The 347-nt window shown below is 49.0% G+C and carries 1 pseudogene; it reads right to left on the minus strand.

The features are described from left to right. Positions 1–126: 126 nt before the first annotated feature. Positions 127–347: pseudogene (locus tag TOI97_RS13265) on the minus strand (RNA-guided endonuclease InsQ/TnpB family protein); the annotation flags it as partial.

Consider the following 347-nt stretch of genomic DNA (forward strand, 5'->3'; position numbering starts at 1 on the left):
TTCGTTGAAGCTACTAGAGCGGAATCTATATTGGCTCAAACCGTAGCTATCCCACACTTTAAAATAGTGGCCGTTGTGGTAGACCTGACCATTTTTCCATTGCGCCGCACCTGTATTGACGGGTATCTAGCCCAGTGAGCGACGTACACCGCCTGATTTGCGCCAGTTCAGCCGCACTTTCTTAAACTGCTTGCGGCGTGTGACATACTCACCTGCAATACACTGTAAGGTTTGGCTGTGCAGGCCAAGCTCTTTACCTGCGCCCTTAGTGTAGGGATGCATATCATACGCAGACAAAAACACACCGCGCTCCTTAATCGAGCGGCGGCTTAATTCATTAACAAAAT

Origin of the sequence: Denitrificimonas halotolerans (assembly GCF_034259425.1) — a bacterium.
GTDB classification, from domain to species: Bacteria; Pseudomonadota; Gammaproteobacteria; order Pseudomonadales; family Pseudomonadaceae; genus Denitrificimonas; species Denitrificimonas halotolerans.